This is a genomic window from Streptomyces sp. 150FB, from assembly GCF_000818195.1.
Taxonomy (GTDB): Bacteria; Actinomycetota; Actinomycetes; order Streptomycetales; family Streptomycetaceae; genus Streptomyces.
The window spans coordinates 1-2,714 of record NZ_JTHL01000001.1; the positions used below are offsets into that span (position 1 = coordinate 1).

Annotated in this window: 2 protein-coding genes and 1 pseudogene; 1 reads left to right on the forward strand and 2 read right to left on the reverse strand. The window is 66.4% G+C overall.

Annotated elements, in window-relative coordinates; translation table 11 throughout:
- Nucleotides 1-112: 112 nt before the first annotated feature.
- Nucleotides 113-1,300, reverse strand: coding sequence for a glycoside hydrolase family 88 protein (locus QR77_RS00005; protein ID WP_107068873.1), 1,188 nt, complete (start codon nucleotides 1,298-1,300; stop codon nucleotides 113-115).
- Between the two features lie 523 nt (nucleotides 1,301-1,823).
- Here QR77_RS00005 and QR77_RS47990 point away from each other — a divergent pair.
- Nucleotides 1,824-2,042: pseudogene (locus QR77_RS47990) on the forward strand (hypothetical protein); the annotation flags it as partial.
- Between the two features lie 357 nt (nucleotides 2,043-2,399).
- Here the strand turns inward: QR77_RS47990 and QR77_RS00015 are convergent.
- Nucleotides 2,400-2,714, reverse strand: a 315-nt coding sequence (locus QR77_RS00015) for a GNAT family N-acetyltransferase (RefSeq protein ID WP_040019084.1), incomplete at its 5' end; no start/stop codon positions are given.

Here is a 2,714-nt window from a genome sequence, read left to right on the forward strand (position 1 = left end):
AAACCAGCAACACACCAGGCCAGCCGCCTCGCCGTACACCAACAAACCCCCCGCCCAGCGTCAGTCAAAGCGTCATGACATCACGACGCCACAGCACCACCGCGTCAACGGCTCAGCCGGTGGCGGAAGTACCCGTCAAGGCCGGCGTCGGGGCAGGTTCGCAGCCGGGCGTGAGCTTGGCTACCTGCTGCCCCGCCATCAGGTACGCGCCCACTCCGTAGGCCGCTGTGTCGGTCGAGGTGACCGGCTGCGCGTCCCTCGGGCCCGATGCTTCACCCTGCACGTAGCCGAACTCCCCGTTGGGCTGCAACGCCTTGGTGGTGAGCGCGTTCCACGCCTTGTCGACGGCGGGCTTGTAGGTGTGCGTGTTCAGCACGCCGTTCGCCACTCCCCAGGCGAGTCCGTAGGTGAACAGCGAGGTACCGCTGCTCTCGGGACCCGGGTGGTCGAGCGGGTTCAGCAGGTCGACGTTCCAGAAGCCGTCCCGGCGCTGCACGAAGCGCAGCGTGCCGGCCATCTTCTTGTACACGCGCAGGTATTCGGGCCGACGCGGGTCGTCGGCGGGCAGCGACTGGAGGACGGTGGTGAGCCCGGCGAACGCCCAGCCGTTGCCACGCGACCAGAATGTCAGCGAGTTGACGTCGTCGGGGCTCTGGTACCAGAGGCCGGTCAGCTCGTTGAACAGCCCGTGTCCGCCCGCCTGCTTCTCCGTGTGGTGGAACAGCTCCTGAGCCGCCTGGATGTCCGCGTCGTTCTTGTCCATCACGCCGAGCCGGACGAAGGAGGGCCACGCCATGTTCAGGGCGTCGACGTGATTCCAGTACTTGGTATTGCCCTTCTGCACACTGGTCACCTCGTCGGAGACCCGCTGGCGCAGCGCGGCCAGGATCGGGGCGTCCTGGTGAAAGTAGGTGTACAGATCGAGGTAGGCGTTGCCCGCCGCCTCGTTCGCCGGATTGAATTCATTGTCCGGATCGCTGATCAGCTGGTATTCATTCGCTTCCGCCCACGGAAGTGTCTGGTGATTCGACTCGCCGCTGGCGAGCACCATGGCCAGATTGCCGACGTGGAACGTCGCGTTCTGCCAATCGGCGGAGGCCAGGTCGGTGCCGTTGGCGAGCCAGTAATCCGCAGCAGAGTTCATCGAGTCCGTCACGGCACAGTCCGCTGCCACGGCAGGCGCCCCGGGCGCGGTTGCCTCCGGCGCGGGTGCCGGTGCCGCCTCACTCTGGCCTGCGAAGACACTCGTACTCAAGACCAGGCCGGCTATCGCCGCCAGCACACCGCTCGTTCGCTTCATTCGTCGTCCTCCTGGAGTACCCACGATGCGTTATTGCGTCGAACAGCCACCAGTCGGGACGTCACTGTCCGAATGCCTCAACTCCCACATCTGGGGGCGGGTACGGCCCCTGAATGCGGCAAGTCCGGGCGGCTCGACCAGATTTACGTATGCGCGGCTCTTCTGTCCGGCAGCGTATACGCCGAGATCTCCCGGCCACACCCCCCAGGAAATCGACGAAATGCCACATCCCGAACCGATCGGGCATCGACACGATATCTTCGGCCGGGAAACGGACGGCTTCACATGTCTTTACCCGGCTTTACTCGCCTGCGTGTTTGTTCGCGTGCGCTGCCGCGTAGGCAGCAGTCGTGCGACGGCCAGCAGGGCGGAGACAGTGAAGAGCCTCGCCGTGATCAGCAGTCAGCGCCCCGGTCCGGGGGCCGATGGTCTCCGCTCCTGGGGCGTCCTATGACAACAGCAGGACGCTGCAAGGGGATGTCTTCCTCGGCCCTCGGGCGCTAGGCCGTTCTATCTGTCAACGATGCGCCGATGCAGGGGCCTTCCCCTGTCGCTGCCTTCTGGCGGCGGGTCGGACGGCCGAGGCTCACCGTGGGAAGAACTGCCGCCGGTGGCACCTTACCCGGTGGTACCCGGGCGCAGTTGGGGTCCGGGACGGTGGTGGTCGGCGACAACCGGAGGGCACGTGACCCACGGCTCGGTGGCGATGCGTACCCCATTGATGGTCCTGGACCGCGACCCGGCATCCTCGAATACCACCGTGAGGCGCGTCAGGTCGTCGATGACGCCGTGCTGGTCGATGTGGTCGGTGCGGCGCCGCATCTCGCAACCGAGTCCGGAGGCACCGACGGAACTGGCTGGTCAGGGGCTATATCGAGGCGCCTGAAGATCGTTTCCCGCGCTGTACCCCCGATTTTCCCGCATGCCTGGTCAGCAGCGCACTGGGGGAAGCTCACGCTTGGAGTCCACTGCCCTCACCACTCCGCTGTGGACCGTGCGGTACCAGACCATTGTGGAGAAGTCCGCTGCCAGCACGGTGCTCGGTGCCTCCATGTCACCCTGCCGGACAAGACCAGACGCCCCTCTTCAGCGGCGATGGTCACCCTGAACTGCCTGACGATGTTGGCCGCAGGCCCCACGTCTGCAGGGCATAGGGCCGCCCCTTCTCCTCCCCCTCGATCAGCGGCACGTCAAGCAGGCTGAAGCCCGCCTTGGTCGCCACGGCGACGCTGGCGGTGTTCTCGGCCTCCAGCTCCAGGATCACTCGTCCCACGCCCAGTTGCTCGAAGGCATATGCGGCCATCACCCGCACCGCCCGCGCGGCCAGCCCTTGGCCGCGGTACGCCGGGCCGACCGCATAGCCGATCTCTGTGCCCTCGGGAGCGCGCCGCAGCATCACCTCACCGAGCGGCGC

What these genes read in the sequence shown, in the direction of transcription:
- QR77_RS00005 (WP_107068873.1), bottom strand. Translation starts at nt 1,300, where the DNA reads ATGAAGCGAACGAGCGGTGTGCTGGCGGCGATAGCCGGCCTGGTCTTG.